The organism is Pseudoxanthomonas indica, assembly GCF_900167565.1.
Taxonomy (GTDB): domain Bacteria; phylum Pseudomonadota; class Gammaproteobacteria; order Xanthomonadales; family Xanthomonadaceae; genus Pseudoxanthomonas_A; species Pseudoxanthomonas_A indica.
On the sequence record NZ_FUZV01000001.1, the window covers coordinates 1971797 to 1986468 of the forward strand.

Consider the following 14672-nt stretch of genomic DNA (forward strand, 5'->3'; position numbering starts at 1 on the left):
TGAAACATGGAACGCCCGGCATCGCCGGGCGTTTTCTTTTGTAGATTCGAAACCCGCATGGCTGCGAGTCCCTAAGTAGAATTCCTTGATGCCTACCCATTCCCCCGCCTGTTATTGCCTCCTGGCGTCGCGCTTTGACTCTTTGCAGTATGGGCGACCGGCATGAGGGTGGTGCGTCTGTCTGTTTCACACCTCCGCAAGCTTGAGCAGGTGGAGCTTCGTCCCGCAGCAGGCTTGAACCTGCTTGTGGGCGACAACGGTGCGGGCAAGACAAGTTTGCTTGAGGCCCTGCATTTGATGGCGTATGGCCGCAGCTTTCGGGGGCGGGTGCGGGACGGGCTGGTGCGCACGGGCGCGGAAGCCGTGGAAGTTTTTGTGGAATGGAACGAGGCGGCGGGGCGCGCTCGCCGTGCCGGCCTGCGGCACACCGGCCAGAGCTGGGTCGGCCGGCTTGACGGTGACAACGTGCAGCACCTCGGCGATTTGTGTGCCGCACTGGCAGTAGTCAGCTTCGAGCCCGGTAGCCACGCCTTGGTCACCGGCGGCGGCGAGCCCAGGCGCCGGTTCATGGACTGGGGCCTGTTCCACGTGGAACAGGATTTCCTGAACCTGTGGCGCCGATATTCAAGGGCGCTCAAGCAACGCAACGCCCTTTTGAAGTCCGGGGTGGCGGGAGCGCAGCTCAACGCCTGGGACAACGAGCTGGCGGAAGCGGGTGAACCCCTGACCGAACGACGCGCGCACTACATGGAGCGTCTGCAGGACCGGCTCGTCATCACGGCCCGTGAGCTCGTGCCCAGCCTGGGCGCGGCCAGCATCGAGTTCCTGCCGGGGTGGAAACGTCACGAATTGTCGCTGGCAGATGCGCTGTTGCTGGCCCGGGAGCGCGATCGCCAAATGGGCTACACCTCCCTGGGTCCACATCGAGCGGACTGGAAGGTGGAATACGCGTCAACCCCCAACGGTGAGGCGCTCTCCCGGGGCCAGGCCAAGCTGACCGCGTTGGCCTGTCTTCTCTCGCAAGCCGAGGACTATGCCCTGCTTCGCGCGGAGTGGCCGGTCATTGCCCTGGACGATCTGGCATCCGAGCTTGACAGGCAACACCAGAGGCGGGTACTGGACCGCTTAGTGGCCAGTGGCGCCCAGGTTTTCATTACGGGTACCGAAGCCCCGGCCGCTCTGGAAGACCTCGCGGCGAGTCCCATTGTGTTTCACGTGGAACAGGGACGGGTAAGCGGGCCCCAATCCCCGGCATCGGGCGGCTAAAGCCCCGTCAGTGCTATAATTTCCGCACGATTCCCTACAGCTGGCATGCCCTTCCGCCGCACTGGCAGAAGGCGAGCGTTGGCTGTGCATCCGACCAGAAGCGAATGACCGACGAAACGATTCCTGCAGCACCGAACGGCAACTACGACTCCAGCAAGATCACCGTCCTCCGGGGCCTGGAAGCGGTCCGGAAGCGTCCCGGTATGTACATCGGCGACGTTCACGATGGCACCGGCCTGCACCACATGGTGTTTGAGGTCGTCGACAACTCGATTGACGAAGCGCTCGCCGGACATGCCGACGACGTGGTGGTCAAGATCCACGAGGACGGCTCGGTCTCGGTCTCCGACAACGGCCGCGGCATCCCGGTGGATATCCACAAGGAAGAAAACCGTTCGGCCGCAGAAGTCATCCTCACCGTGCTGCACGCGGGCGGCAAGTTCGACGACAACAGCTACAAGGTCTCCGGCGGCCTGCACGGCGTCGGTGTATCGGTGGTCAACGCCCTGTCCGAGCATCTGTGGCTGGATATCTGGCGCGACGGGTTCCATTACCAGCAGGAATACTCGCTGGGTGAGCCGCTTTACGCGCTCAAGCAGCTGGAAGCCTCGGACCGGCGCGGTACCACCCTGCGATTCAAGCCTGCGCAGGAAATCTTCTCGGACGTCGAGTTCCACTACGACATCCTGGCGCGCCGCCTGCGCGAACTTTCGTTCCTCAACTCCGGCGTCAAGATCACTCTGATCGATGAGCGCGGTGAGGGCCGGCAGGACCTGTTCCAGTACGAAGGCGGCATCCGCAGCTTCGTCGAGCATCTGGCCCAGCTCAAGACACCCTTGCACCCCAACGTCATCTCGGTGAGTGGCGAAGCCAACGGCATCGTGGTCGATGTGGCGCTGCAATGGACCGACGCCTACCAGGAAACGATGTTCTGCTTCACCAACAACATCCCGCAGAAGGATGGCGGCACCCACCTGGCTGGATTCCGTGCAGCTCTGACGCGCACACTGACCAACTACATCGAACAGAACGGCATCGCCAAGCAGGCCAAGGTCAACCTGTCCGGCGACGACATGCGCGAAGGCATGATTGCAGTGCTGTCGGTGAAGGTGCCGGATCCCAGCTTCTCCTCGCAGACCAAGGAGAAGTTGGTCAGTTCCGACGTGAAGCCGGCAGTTGAGGCCACGTTCGGTGCACGTTTGGAGGAGTTCCTGCAGGAACACCCGCAGGAAGCCCGTTCCATTGCGGAAAAGGTCGTCGACGCGGCGCGCGCACGTGAGGCCGCACGCAAGGCGCGCGAACTGACCCGACGCAAGGGCGCCCTGGATATCGCAGGATTGCCGGGCAAGCTCGCCGATTGCCAGGAGAAGGATCCGGCGTTGTCCGAACTCTTCATCGTCGAGGGTGATTCCGCAGGCGGTTCGGCCAAGCAGGGTCGCAATCGCAAGAACCAGGCGGTGCTGCCGCTGCGCGGAAAGATCCTCAACGTCGAGCGTGCACGTTTTGATCGCATGCTCTCGTCGGCCGAAGTCGGCACGCTGATCACCGCGCTTGGCACGGGTATCGGCAAGGACGAATACAACCCGGACAAGCTGCGATACCACCGCATCATCATCATGACCGACGCCGACGTGGACGGTTCGCATATCCGCACCTTGTTGCTGACGTTCTTCTACCGTCAGATGCCGGAACTGATCGAGCGTGGACACGTCTACATCGGCCTGCCGCCGCTTTACAAGTTGAAGCAGGGCAAGCAGGAGCTGTACCTGAAAGACGACGCGGCACTCAATGTCTACCTTGCCAACAGCGCGGTCGAAGGGGCTTCCCTGATTCCGGCTGATGGCGAACCGCCGATCGCGAGCGAAGCGCTGGAAAAATTGTTGCTGGTCTACGCCAATGCACGCGATGCCATTGCACGCAATGCGCACCGGTTTGATCCGCAATTGCTCGAAACCCTGCTCGATTTCGCCCCTCTCGATGCGGACTTCGTGGCGCGCAACCAGGATGAGCGCCAGGATCTGGCAGCGCTGGAAGCCAAGCTCAATCGTGGCAACCTGGGCAGCCCGCGTTACGCGCTCGAATTGCAGCCGGGCAACGATCAGCGCCCCGCTGCGTTGCTCGCCAAGCGCCGCCACATGGGCGAAGAGTTGACCCAGGTCCTTCCGCTTTCCGTGTTTGAAGTGGGCGAGCTGCGCGCACTGCGCGAAGCGGCCGTGCTCCTGCATGGTCTGGTTCGCGAAGGCGCGACCATCGTGCGCGGCAACAAGACCCAGGCCATCGAGAGTTTCGCCGAGGCCCAGGCCTGGCTCCTCGAGGAAGCCAAGAAGGGTCGTAGCATCCAGCGCTTCAAGGGCCTGGGTGAAATGAATCCCGAGCAGCTCTGGGACACCACGGTCAATCCGGACTCGCGTCGCCTGCTGCAGGTTCGGATCGAAGACGTCGTGGCTGCGGATCAAATCTTCAGCACCTTGATGGGTGATGTGGTGGAGCCGCGCCGCGACTTCATTGAAGCCAATGCCTTGAAGGTTTCCAACCTCGACGTTTGAGGATGGACAACACGCCCGCCTCCTTCGACGGGCGCGTGACGCCCACCCACGCCGTGCAACCCCTGCGCGGCGTGTTGCCGCGATGGTTGCTCGATGTGGTACTGACGCTGGTCATCGGGTTTGCCTTGATGACCTTGGCAGGCCTGATGTGGGGTGTCCTGACGGGCACTCGCTCCGCGCTGCAAGGCGCGGATGCCGACGCAGTGGGAGCGGCCATCGCATCGCCAGGCGCGTTGGCGCAAATCGGCATGGTCTTGCTGGCATCCGCCACGACCGCGCTGCTCATCTATGTGTGGCGTCAACCGGCGACGTCCGCCGAGCGCCGGTACGCGTATCAGCAAATGCGCCGACCTCAGACCTGGGCGCTCGCGATTGCAACGGCCGTCGTCTTGTTCGCTGGCACCACCCTGGTCACGTGGCTGCTGCACACATGGGGCATGGCACCCAGCCCCGCCAACCTCGCCGTGATCCGTGCGGCGCTCGCGCAGAGCCCGACCTTTGTCGTGCTTTTCACCGTCGTGGCGGCGCCCCTGTATGAGGAGTTGTTGTTCCGCCGGGTTTTGTTCGGGCGCCTGTGGAAGGCCGGCAGGCCGGTCCTGGGGATGTGGTTGAGCGGGTTCGCCTTTGCCCTGTCGCACGAGGTCCCTGGCCTGGGGCAGGGTCCGCTGGCCGCAACCCTCTGCCTGCTGCTGGTCTACGCGGCCATGGGGGCGAGCTTTGCCTGGCTGTACAAGAAAACGGGCAGCTTGTGGGCGGCGGTCCTGGCTCACGCGGTCAACAACGCCCTGGCCCTGTCCGTGCTGCTGGTCTCCGGTCCCTGAGTTCAACCCGGATTGACGGGAAGTTAAGACTTTCTTGCCGACACTATCGCCATCCCGGAATGGAGTGCCGTCATGAAGCCTTGGTTGCTGTCCGCGTCCATCGCGGCCTTGCTTGTCGCCTGTGCCACCACCACCTCGCCGACCGGACGCACGCAGGTCGTAGGGGGCGTCTCGCAGCAACAGCTGGATCAACTGGGTGCGCAGGCTTTTGCCGAAACCAAGGCGAAGGAACAGGCCAGCCGTGACGCCAAGCAGAACGCCTATGTCACCTGCGTGGTCAATGCACTTGTCCGCCAGCTACCGCCAGAGCAGCGCCAGGTCGCTTGGGAAACCGCGGTTTTCGTCGATGCCGAACCCAATGCGTTCGCGTTGCCGGGCGGCAAGGTAGGCGTCAACACGGGCATCTTCACCGTAGCCAAGAACCAGGACCAACTCGCCGCCGTGCTTGGTCACGAAATCGGGCACGTGATCAGTCGCCACCATGAGGAGAGGATTACGCGGCAAATGGGGACTCAAACGGGGCTCGGCATCCTCGGTGCCCTGGCCGGCGCCAAGTATGGGCAGACCGGCATGGATGCCGTCAGCCAGTTCGGCAGCCTGGGAGCGCAAGGTCTGATCCTGCTGCCCAATTCCCGCACCCAAGAAAGCGAGGCCGATATCGTCGGCCAGCGCATCATGGCCCAGGCAGGCTTCGACCCCCGGCAGGCCGTCAACCTGTGGCAGAACATGATCTCGGCCGGCGGCGCCCGCCAACCCCAGTGGCTGTCCACCCACCCCGACCCTACCAATCGCATCCGCGAACTGGAGCGGGACGCGCCCGCCCTGCTGCCCACCTACGAAGCCGCCCGCAAGGCCGGCAACACCCCCAAATGCGGCTGAAAAGGCCCGCCATTGCTGCTTCGCAGCAACAAAATCCTTACCAGTTCCGTCACACTTTCTGGTAGTTTTGCCGCCCCCGGACGACTTTCCGGGTCCGAGTTGCTGGCTCCCCCGAGGTGAACTTCATGCTGCGTAAGTACCAATTCGTTGTGCTCTCCGTCGTCATCGCGGGTCTCTTGGCTCCCGCAAGCTCGATTGCTCAGTCTTCTTCGCAATCTGGGCGAGACGCCGCAACTTCGGAGCGCAACAAGACGAACAATGCCCGCAGCGCGCAAAACCCAGATAACAATCGCAACAAACGCAGCATGCGCGATGGAAGAGGTGGTGCGGAAGCCGAAAAATACCCGGAAGCAACTCGCGAAGCGCCGAAGACCACGTCCAAAGCCCAGAGTCAGTTGAGCAAGCTGTTCAAGGCCAACGAGAAAGAAGGCAACGAAGCCGAAGTGCTGACCCTGGCCAATGAACTGATGGCCAGCGACAAGGCCGGCCCCTACGACAAATCGGTGGCAGCCCAGCTCGCTGCTCAGGCCGCTTACAACACCGATGACACGAAGGGTGCCAAGGAACTGGCCCAGAAGGTCATCGACTTCAACGGCCTCGACAACAACAACCACTACGGCACGATGCTGTTCCTGGCCCAGCTGTACAGCCAGGATGACCAGTACAACGAAGCCCTGAGCACGATTGACCGCTTCCTGACCGAAACCAAGTCGCAGAAGCCGGAAGAACTGGTGGTCAAGGGCAACATCCTCTATCGCATGGAGCGCTACCAGGACGCGATTCCGGTGCTCAAGCAGGCGGTGGAATCCTCGCCCGAGCCGAAGAACGAGTGGATGCAGCTGCTGCTGGCCAGCTACGCGGAAGCGGGCCAGAACGATGCGGCGGTCAAGCTGGCCGAGTCGCTGGCCGCCAAGAATCCCACCGACAAGAAGGCCCAAATCAATCTGGCCTCCGTGTACTCGCAAGCGGACCAGACCGAAAAGGCTGCAGGCGTGATGGAAAAGCTGCGCACGGGCGGTCAGCTGACCGACGAGCGTGAGTACAAGCAGCTTTACACCATGTACGCCAACCTGGACGGCAAGGAAAAGGAAGTCATCTCGGTCATCAACGAAGGCCTGCAGAAGGGCGTCCTCAAGCAGGATGACTACCAGGTCAACCTGGCCCTGGCCCAGTCCTACTACTACTCCGAGCAGATCCCACAGGCCATCGAGGCCTGGCGGAAAGCGGCACCCCTGTCCAAGGACGGCGAGACCTACCTGAACCTTGCCAAGGTGCTGTGGCAGGAAGACCGCATTCCCGAAGCCAAGGAAGCCGCCAAGGCTGGCCTGGCCAAGGGCCTGAAGAAGCCCGAAGAGGCCAAGAAGATTCTGGCTCTACCCTAACGGGAAAACTTCACATCGCAGGTCAAAAACCACAAGAAATTATGGTTTTAGGCACTGAGAATGTTATAAGCTGAGGGTTCCCCCTGACGAAACGACGTCCGGGGGCCTAACACGATGCGGACGTTTCTGCGTCCAGCCCCAACTTTGAGTTAATTGGCGCATGGCTGAACAACTGGTCATTAATCGATATCGGGAAGAAGAAGAGGACAACAGCCTCAACTGGCCCCGGATCATCGGCATTGCTTTCGTGATCGCGCTGCACGCGGCCGCACTGCTGCTGCTGCTCATCCCGGCTGTGGCCCCGCCGGCGGAAAAGGAACAGAAGGACCGCGTGACGGTGACCATCATCGACGCGCCGCCGCCTCCGCCGCCGCCGCCGCCGCCGCCGCCGAAGCAGGACACCCCGCCGCCGCCGGTCAAGAACCTGGCGCCGCCCAAGACCACCCCGCTGCCGCCGCCGCCGGAAGCGCCGCCGATCGAGGTTTCCGAACCCCGCCCGGCTGACGTCTACCAGCCGCCGTCACCGCCGGCCCCGCCGGCGGCCGTGTCGGACATCGGCGCCAGCGTCGACATTTCCTCGAAGAACATGAACCCGCCGCGCTACCCGCCGGCCGCGGCACGTGCAGGCATCGAAGGAACTGTCATCCTCATCATCGACGTGGACGCTGGCGGCAACGTCACCAATGTCTCGGTCGAGAAGTCCAGCCGCAATCGCGACCTGGATCGCGCCGCGATGGAAGCTGCCCGCAAGTGGCGCTTCAATCCGTCGGTCGTCAACGGTCAGAAAGCCGCCGGTCGCGTCCGCGTCCCGGTGGACTTCAAGATGGGCGGCTAAGCCGCCCATTCCGTAAAAGTTACGTCACCCGCAACACTTCCAATCAATCAACACTTAAATAAAGGTAAGCGTCATGCTGCAGGAAACCATCATCGCCGCCGCAGCCGGGGGCAACAACGCTGCAAGCGCCCTGACCAATATGGGCTTCGAGCACCTGATCACCGAAATGGTGCAAAAGCCCGGCGAGTACGCCGTCTCCTGGGCTGTGCTTCTGATTCTGGTCGCCATGTCGGCCATGTCCTGGTACTGGACCGTCATCAATGCACTGAAGAGCGCCCGCCTGAAGGGCCAGGCTGACCGCGTCGTCAGCACGTTCTGGGAAACCCCGAACGCGCAAGACGCCATCCGTCTGATGGAAGAGCAGCCGAAGAACGAGCCGTTCTCCAAGATCGCCCTGGACGCCGCCCAGGCTGCCGCCCACCACCAGCGCGCCGAAGGTACCGGCACTGGCGTTGGCGAGTCGCTGAGCCGTTCGGAATTCGTTGATCGCGCCCTGCGTCAGGCCGTGACCCGCGAAAGCTCGCGCCTGCAGAGCGGTATGACCCTGCTGGCCACCGTCGGCGCAACCGCTCCGTTCGTGGGTCTGCTGGGTACGGTGTGGGGCATCTACGGCGCCCTGATCCGCATCGGCGCCACCGGCCAGGCCTCCATCGACGCCGTCGCCGGCCCGGTGGGTGAAGCGCTGATCATGACCGCCATCGGTCTGTTCGTCGCCATCCCGGCGGTGTTCGCCTACAACTTCTTCAGCAAGACCAACAGCACGACGATCGCCAAGTTCGATACGTTCGCCCACGATCTGCACGACTTCTTCGCCACCGGCTCGCGCGTTCGCTAAGCCAGCGTCGTCAGTCCCCGCATATCGACAAGCATTGACGGAGCCCGAAAATGGCTTTCAGTAGTGGTAATAGCAGTGGCCCGATGGCCGAGATCAACGTCACGCCCCTCGTGGACGTGATGTTGGTTCTGCTGATCATCTTCATCATCACCGCGCCGCTGATGTCGCATAAGGTGAAGATCGAGTTGCCGGAAGCCAACCTCATCCAGGAAAAGGATCAGGTTGCGCCACCCGTTCCGCCGATCACCGTTTCGGTGAAGGAAGACGGATCGCTGTTCTGGAATGACGAAGCGATCACCAAGGAAATCCTGGAATCGCGTCTGTCCAGCACCGCACAGCTGCAGCCGCAGCCCAAGCTCAATCTGCGTGGTGATCGCACCACCAAGATGCGCACGATCGCCGAAGTCACCAAGATCGCGCAGAGCCAGGGCATGTTGGACATCGGCTACGTCGCCACCAAGCAGAAGGGTCAGTAAGCCATGGCATTCAGTAGTGGTGGAAGCAAGGGCCCGATGGCCGACATCAACGTCACGCCCCTCGTGGACGTGATGTTGGTGCTGTTGATCATCTTCATCGTGACTGCGCCGATCATGACGTACCCGATCGACGTGGCGTTGCCGCAGCGAGTCATCAACCCGCCGCCGCAATTGCGCGAACCGCCGCCGCCGATCGACCTGCGCATCGACGCGGGTGGTTCGGTCACGTGGAACGCGTCGCCGGTGAACGTGCAGGATCTGCAGCAGCGCATGGAAACCGAAATCCAGCGCGATCCAACCAACCAGCCGGAGCTCCGCATTGATGCGGACCCCGAGTCGCAGTACGACGTAATGGCGAAAGTCCTGGCAGCTGCGAAGAACGCGCAGATGCAAAAAATCGGCTTCGTCCAGTAACACGCACGACACTTACCTTTGAACGCCGCCTTCGGGCGGCGTTTCTTTTTGTGGCCCAGGCATCTTGAGCCGGACCCGGGTGGGGGGCTTGCCAGACCGGGGCGCCCGGGCGTAGCGTGGAATCGACCCACGCGAAAGGAGTACGCCATGGCTTTCTCCGCATCCGCCCGTCCCGCCGCCCTGGCGGAAATGAATGTCACGCCGCTGGTCGACGTCATGCTGGTCCTGTTGATCATCTTCATGGTCACCGCGCCACTGCTGTCCCGCCCCCTGGATCTGGCGCTGCCACAGCGATCGGACCATCCATCGAAGGCCAGCATCCTGACTTTGCAGGTAGGCAGCCAAGGCGACCTCACGCTCGATGACAGGCCGCTGTCGCGAACCCAACTGGACGAGCGCCTGCAGGATGCCTTGCGCAGCGACCCGCGCACCGTATTGACCCTGCGAGCGTCACCCGATGCCGACTACCAGGAGGTGGTCAGCGCACTGTCCGTCGTTCGACGGGCAGGCGTCGAGCAGGTCAGCTGGCTGGATTGAACCCGGGGTTCAGCGGTTGCCGCTACGCACCGCTTCGATGATCGCGAGGTAGTTCTGCACGGTGCGATGCAGGCCGGCGTAGAGCGCCTCGCTGATCAGCGCGTGGCCGATGGACACTTCCAGCACGCCAGGTACCACTTCGAGGAACTCCTGCAGATTTGCCTGGCTAAGATCATGGCCGGCATTGACGCCCATACCCAGGGACTGGGCTTGCCGGGCGACGTTGCGACAGCGGGCCAGCTCCGCCTCAGCATCTCCCTTGTCCACAGCCTCGGCAAAGGGGCCGGTATAGATTTCAATCCGATCCGCACCGGCCGCAGCCGCCTTCTCCAACGACGCGCAGTCGGAATCGACGAAGACACTGACCCGGCTCCCCAGCGCCTTGAGCTGGGCAATCAGCGGTTGCAGTCGGTCGGCATCACGATCGAAATCGAATCCGTGGTCGGAGGTGATCTGACCATCCGAATCCGGCACCAACGTCGCCTGTGCCGGCCGCGCGCGCTCGCACAACTCCAGGAATCCCGGATAGCCCTCGCGCGGCGGCGCGAAGGGATTGCCCTCCAGGTTCAGTTCAACGCCGGCCTCGCGGGTCAGGTCCGCCAAGGCATCCACATCGTCAGCGCGAACATGACGCTGGTCGGGTCGCGGATGGACGGTGATTCCGTGCGCGCCCGCGTACAGGCAGGCGCGGGCGGCGCGCACCACATCCGGCTCGTCGCCACCACGCGAGTTGCGCAAGACCGCAATCTTGTTGACGTTGACGCTAAGCGCCGTCATGCCGACTTCCATGTGCGCCATGGTCTCACAGCGGCGGCGGCCCCGGAGGTGTCGACTGATCGCCGCGTTTGCGCGCTTCCGCAAGCTCACGCAAGCGGCGCAGCTCGGCGGGGTCAATCATCTGTGATTCGTCGCGTTGCCGGTCGCCCATGCGCGAGGCATACCAGCCCATGATCCAGGCCACCATCAGCCCCAACGAGGTGAGCAGGCAAAGCGCCATCAGCAGCAGTGACGTCGTCCGCATCGACAACAGCAGAGCGCCGATGGCCAGCAGCAAATAGAGCCAATGCATGGACGTTACCTCCCCGGGATCGGCGCGAGTGTACCGCGTCCGGAGCGCCGCGGAACCGGCGCTGGTTCACAGCAACGGCGAGGTCAGCCGGGCCAAGGCTTCGGGCAGGCGATGGCGCCACAGCGAACGTTTGCGCGAGGTGTCCACCGGCTGCGAGATGGCCAGCTCACCCTCCAGCAGCTGCGTCAGCGTGCCGGCCACGCCGGCATCGCGGAACAACATGGAAATCTCGAAATTGAGCCGGAAACTGCGGTGATCGAAGTTGGCGCTGCCGATGAGCGCGAGATTGTCGTCGCACAGCAGCGCCTTGGTATGCAGCATGCGCGGTCCGTATTCATAGACCTTGACGCCTGCCGCCAGCAGCTCATCGAAATACGACCGCGCCGCCAACGTCACCAGCCGCGAATCACTCAGCTTGGGCACCAGAAGACGTACGTCCAGGCCACCCAATGCAGCCGACGTCAACGCCATCCGCGCCGCCTCGCCCGGAACGAAGTACGGCGTGGCCAGCCAGACCCGCGAGCGGGCGTCATGAATCGCCGAGACCTGCAGGCGATGGATGGGCTCCCACGACGAATCCGGCCCCGATACCAGGGTCTGCGCATTGATGCCCCCCTGGATGTTGGCCTCCAGCGCACTCCACAAGCGGGTGCCGTGGAAGTCCTTGCGCGTCTGCCCCGTGGCGTAGACCCAGTCCTCCACGAACACCTGCTGGATGCTCCGCACCACTTCCCCTTCCAGGCGCAGATGCAAATCGCGGTAGGCGTCGGCGCGCAGCGTCTCGTCCTCTTCGTCCGTGATGTTGATGCCGCCAGTAAAGGCGATGCGCCCATCCACCACCACAATCTTGCGGTGCGTGCGCAGGTTGACCCAGGGACGGGTGAAAGGACGCAGCCGGGTGGGGTGGAACCACGCGCTCTGGCCACCGGCGTCGTGCAGCGGTTGCAGGAACCGCTTGCCGACCCGGGACGAGCCCACCGCATCGAGCAGCAAGCGAACCGTCACGCCTTGCCTGGCCTTCTCCACGAGCGCGTCGAGCAGACGCTGTCCGCAGCGGTCGGGATTGAAGATGTAGTACTCGAGGTGGATATGGTTTTCCGCCTGCTTCACCGCATCGACGATGGCGTCGTAGGTTGCCGAGCCATCCACCAGCAACTGCACGGAGGTGGCGGTAGCAGGCGGCAGACCGGTGGTGGTCTGCGCCAGCATCGCCAGCTCGGTGCAGTCCTGGTCGGCGGGGCAGAACGTCTCGTAAGTATCCAGACCGGTGCGGGATAGATGGCGGCGCAGCTGTTGGCGCTTGATCTTCTGCGGGCCAAGCAGGAAGTAGATCAGGTAGCCCAGATAGGGCAGCAACGAAAGCGACAACACCCAGCTCAACGTCGCTACGGGTTCGCGCTTCTGCAGCACGATCCAGGCACAGAGTGGAATCAGATAGAGCAGCCAGGCCACGGTCAGCCAGGTCTGCAGATTGGGCAGCGACGCCAGGGCGTCCCACCACTGTCGGGCGGTTTCGAGCATGCGCCGATTCTATGCGTAGTCTCATGATTTGAGACGGTTGGAGAGCAGCCTCGCCCACCATGGGCGATGTCATCAAGGGTCGAGGGTCAACGGGCTATCTGCCCGGGCGGTTTGCCGCAACCACCGCCCAAGCGGCGGATGATGGCTGGCACGAACGTGACCGCGAAGACGAGATCGCCAGTTCACCCCGGACCCAGCTCACGAGGAACGCGCGCGCAGCATCATCAGCCGCAACAGCTCGCCCGATATCCCGTTCTCGCAATCACTCAATCCCTATCGCGGCTGTGAGCACGGTTGCTCGTATTGCTTCGCGCGGCCCACCCACGCGTATCTGGACCTGTCGCCGGGCCTGGACTTCGAGACCCGGATCTTCGCCAAGACCAATGCACCGGAGCAGTTGCGCAGGGAACTCTCCCGCCGCGGTTACCGGCCCGAACCCATCGCGCTGGGCATCAACACCGATGCGTACCAGCCGAGCGAACGCAAGCTGCAGCTGACCCGGCGCATCATCGAAGTGCTGGCGGAAACCCGCCACCCGTTCTCGCTCATCACCAAGAACGCCCTGGTGGAACGCGATCTGGACCTGCTGGAACCGCTGGCCAAAGCGAACCTGGTGCAGGTCTATTTCTCGGTCACCACGCTGGACAATGGTTTGTCGGCGCGGTTGGAACCACGTGCCTCGGCGCCACATGCCCGCCTGCGTGCGATGCGGCGCCTCAGCCAGGCCGGTGTGCCGGTGGGCGTGATGTTTGCCCCGGTCATTCCCTGGGTCAACGATGCCGAGCTGGAAGCCGTCCTGGAAGCCGCGCGTGATGCGGGCGCAGACTCCGCCGGCTATGTGCTGCTGCGCTTGCCGCACGAAGTTGCGCCGCTGTTCCGCGATTGGCTGCAGACCCACCTGCCCCAGCGCGCCGATCACGTCATGAGCACCATCCAGCAGCTGCGCGACGGCAAGGACTATGACGCGCGATTTGGCAAACGCTTCAGTGGCGACGGCGTCTATGCGGACTTGCTGGCCCGCCGTTTCGCCCTTGCCAGCCAGCGACTGGGCTTTGATCGCCGCAAGCGTCAAGGCCTGGACAGCAGCCAGTTCACCCCGCCCCGGGCCCCTGCGGCACAAGGCGAGCTGTTCTAGCCCACTCGCCGGTCCCTCACCTCGCCACGACCGACCGTTCAGAAGGCCAGGTTGACGGCCACCTGCGGCGACACGATGGCGGCGCTGTTGCGACCTCGCAATGACACCAGCGCCCCCACGATGACCCCGCCACGATCCGACCAGTTGTACTCCACGGCCGGCGCCAGCGAGAGGCGCCATGACGATGCAAGACGGTGATCGATCGGTGTCCGCTCAACTCCGCTGCCGATCCCGGTGCCGCGTACGCGTGCGCCATGTTCCTTTTCGTACACCAGGTCGGTCGCCAGCACCCACTGCGGGTTGATGCTGTACTCGAGCGAGCCGGTGGCCTGGATGGCGTCGTCCAGGGTGGCGCTGCCATGAAATCCCACCTCCGTGCCATAGGCGCTGCGGCCATCCACGTTGACGTCGGCGCCGGGCAGGCGCCAGGTCAGGTTGAGGCGACCGCGCAGGTTTCTGCCTGGCAGGAAGTAGGCCTGTCCGTACACGCCGACCGTGGTGGTGTATGCGCCGCTGCCGGTGGCGCCGAGCAGGCCCGCCTGCTCCAGCAGGTCGTGTTCGCCCGTGGGCAGATTCTGCTTGAGCACCAGCGTCACCGCCGGCGTGTGCGGCCCCTTGCCCTGCGCCAGCAACCAGTTCGCGCTCACACTGGAGTCGCTGGTGGCCCAATGCCAGTTGCCGCTTTCCTCGCGCGCCTGCACCGCATTGAGGCCCAGGCTGAGGGTCAGGCGATCACTGACGCCATACATGATGGGTAACGCCACCTGCCAATCGTCGCGCAGCGTCGGTGCTCCCTGATAGTGGCCATCGGTGTCGTAGCGCCCGGTGACATGCGTCTGGATGAGATAGGGCTCGATGATCCAGACGCCTGTGGGCAACGGCGGCGAAGAGCTGACCAACGGCCCCGTGAAGCGAAGTTCGTGGGCCGTTGCGGCATCCTCGGCCCGGCATTCGCC

14 protein-coding genes and 1 pseudogene are annotated in these 14672 nt (G+C 63.5%); 11 read left to right on the top strand and 4 right to left on the bottom strand.

The window, feature by feature from the left end:
- The first annotated feature begins 162 nt into the window (after nt 1-162).
- From recF to B5X78_RS09185, 10 genes are all read left to right on the top strand, one after another.
- Nucleotides 163-1266 carry a DNA replication/repair protein RecF gene (gene recF / locus B5X78_RS09140; RefSeq protein ID WP_079724092.1) on the top strand — a complete coding sequence of 368 codons (1104 nt, stop codon included), beginning with the start codon at nt 163-165 and terminating at the stop codon, nt 1264-1266.
- Nucleotides 1267-1370: 104 nt separating this feature from the next.
- Complete coding sequence (gyrB, locus tag B5X78_RS09145) at nt 1371-3812, top strand: DNA topoisomerase (ATP-hydrolyzing) subunit B (protein ID WP_079724093.1); 2442 nt, start codon at nt 1371-1373, stop codon at nt 3810-3812.
- 2 nt (nt 3813-3814) lie between these two features.
- Nucleotides 3815-4633: a CPBP family intramembrane glutamic endopeptidase gene (locus tag B5X78_RS09150; RefSeq protein WP_079724094.1), complete on the top strand. Its 819-nt coding sequence runs from the start codon at nt 3815-3817 to the stop codon at nt 4631-4633.
- Between the two features lie 72 nt (nt 4634-4705).
- Nucleotides 4706-5512, top strand: a complete 807-nt coding sequence (locus B5X78_RS09155; protein WP_079724095.1) for a M48 family metallopeptidase — start codon at nt 4706-4708, stop codon at nt 5510-5512.
- 305 nt (nt 5513-5817) lie between these two features.
- Complete coding sequence (locus B5X78_RS09160; protein WP_139381477.1) at nt 5818-6894, top strand: tetratricopeptide repeat protein; 1077 nt, start codon at nt 5818-5820, stop codon at nt 6892-6894.
- Between the two features lie 160 nt (nt 6895-7054).
- On the top strand, nt 7055-7729 hold the full coding sequence (locus tag B5X78_RS09165; protein WP_079724096.1) for an energy transducer TonB: 675 nt from the start codon (nt 7055-7057) through the stop codon (nt 7727-7729).
- Nucleotides 7730-7802: 73 nt separating this feature from the next.
- A complete protein-coding gene (exbB, locus tag B5X78_RS09170) occupies nt 7803-8564 on the top strand; it encodes a TonB-system energizer ExbB (RefSeq protein ID WP_079724097.1) in 762 nt (253 codons plus the stop codon).
- 50 nt (nt 8565-8614) lie between these two features.
- Nucleotides 8615-9040 (top strand): ExbD/TolR family protein, encoded by a 426-nt coding sequence (locus B5X78_RS09175; protein ID WP_079724098.1) that lies wholly within the window; start codon nt 8615-8617, stop codon nt 9038-9040.
- Between the two features lie 3 nt (nt 9041-9043).
- Complete coding sequence (locus B5X78_RS09180) at nt 9044-9454, top strand: ExbD/TolR family protein (protein ID WP_079724099.1); 411 nt, start codon at nt 9044-9046, stop codon at nt 9452-9454.
- 147 nt (nt 9455-9601) lie between these two features.
- Complete coding sequence (locus B5X78_RS09185) at nt 9602-9991, top strand: ExbD/TolR family protein (protein WP_079724100.1); 390 nt, start codon at nt 9602-9604, stop codon at nt 9989-9991.
- A 9-nt stretch (nt 9992-10000) separates the two neighbouring features.
- Here the strand turns inward: B5X78_RS09185 and B5X78_RS09190 are convergent, their stop codons facing one another.
- From B5X78_RS09190 to cls, 3 genes are all read right to left on the bottom strand, one after another.
- Nucleotides 10001-10768 (bottom strand): pyridoxine 5'-phosphate synthase, encoded by a 768-nt coding sequence (locus B5X78_RS09190; RefSeq protein WP_079724488.1) that lies wholly within the window; start codon nt 10766-10768, stop codon nt 10001-10003.
- 25 nt (nt 10769-10793) lie between these two features.
- Nucleotides 10794-11060 carry a hypothetical protein gene (locus tag B5X78_RS09195; protein WP_079724101.1) on the bottom strand — a complete coding sequence of 89 codons (267 nt, stop codon included), beginning with the start codon at nt 11058-11060 and terminating at the stop codon, nt 10794-10796.
- Nucleotides 11061-11126: 66 nt separating this feature from the next.
- Nucleotides 11127-12581, bottom strand: coding sequence for a cardiolipin synthase (cls, locus tag B5X78_RS09200; protein ID WP_079724102.1), 1455 nt, complete (start codon nt 12579-12581; stop codon nt 11127-11129).
- Nucleotides 12582-12640: 59 nt separating this feature from the next.
- Here cls and B5X78_RS09205 point away from each other — a divergent pair.
- A pseudogene (locus B5X78_RS09205) lies at nt 12641-13716 on the top strand (PA0069 family radical SAM protein).
- A gap of 38 nt (nt 13717-13754) precedes the next feature.
- On the opposite strand, the gene B5X78_RS09210 reads toward B5X78_RS09205, so the two are convergent.
- Nucleotides 13755-14594: a transporter gene (locus B5X78_RS09210; RefSeq protein WP_139381478.1), complete on the bottom strand. Its 840-nt coding sequence runs from the start codon at nt 14592-14594 to the stop codon at nt 13755-13757.
- Nucleotides 14595-14672: the final 78 nt, after the last annotated feature.